Source organism: Pseudomonas sp. UBA3153, assembly GCF_002364635.1.
In the GTDB taxonomy this organism is placed as follows: Bacteria; Pseudomonadota; Gammaproteobacteria; order Pseudomonadales; family Pseudomonadaceae; genus Pseudomonas_O; species Pseudomonas_O kuykendallii.
Window position 1 is genome coordinate 35071 of sequence record NZ_DEYR01000005.1, and the last position, 884, is coordinate 35954.

The following is an 884-nucleotide window of genomic DNA, read 5'->3' on the forward strand; positions in this document are numbered from 1 at the left end:
CCGGCGCCAGCATCGGCATCATCGGCGTGCTGCTGCCGGGCATCGTCAAGCGTGACTTCCCGAAACAGGCCGGCAGCATGACCGGCGTGTACACCATGGCCCTGTGCCTCGGCGCGGCTACGGCGGCTGGCAGCACGGTGCCGCTGCGCGATGCCTTCGGCAGCTGGAGCCTGGCGCTGGGCTTCTGGGCGCTGCCGCCGCTGCTTGCCGCGCTGGTCTGGCTGCCGCAGGCGCGGCACGGGCACGCCGTGGCGCACGTCGCCTATCGTGTCAGCGGCTTGTGGCGCGACCCGCTGGCCTGGCAGGTCACCCTGTACATGGGCTTGCAGTCGTCGCTGGCCTACATCGTCTTCGGCTGGCTGCCGTCGATCCTCATCGACCGCGGGCTGACGCCGGTGCAGGCCGGGCTGATGCTGTCGGCCTCGGTGCTGGTACAGCTGATCACCGCGCTGAGCACGCCCTGGCTGGCCACCCGCGGCAGGGACCAGCGTCCCGCCGTGGTGGTGGTGATGGGACTGACCCTCTGCGGGTTGCTCTGCTGCCTCTACGCGCCGCTGTCCGGCCTGTGGCTGTGGATCGTCATCCTCGGCCTGGGGCAGGGCGGCACCTTCAGCCTCGGCCTGGCGCTGATCGTGCTGCGCTCGCGCGATGCGCACGTGGCCGCCAGCCTGTCGGGCATGGCCCAGGGCGTCGGCTATACGTTGGCCGCCTTGGGACCGCTGGCCATGGGCCTGGTGCACGACTTCACCGGCAGCTGGTCGGCGTCGGGGATCATCTTCGTCGCCATCGCCCTGGTCGGCACGCTGTTCGGCCTGGGCGCCGGCCGCGCGCTCTACGTGCGCGCGAGCGCCGAGCGGCTGTGAGCGAGCCCGCCGCGGCAGATC

The 884-nt window shown here is 71.9% G+C and carries 1 protein-coding gene; it reads left to right on the plus strand.

The window, feature by feature from the left end; translation table 11 throughout:
* The coding region (locus B2X67_RS02225) for an MFS transporter (RefSeq protein WP_286784473.1) at positions 1 to 863 on the plus strand (863 nt) is incomplete at its 5' end.
* Positions 864 to 884: the final 21 nt, after the last annotated feature.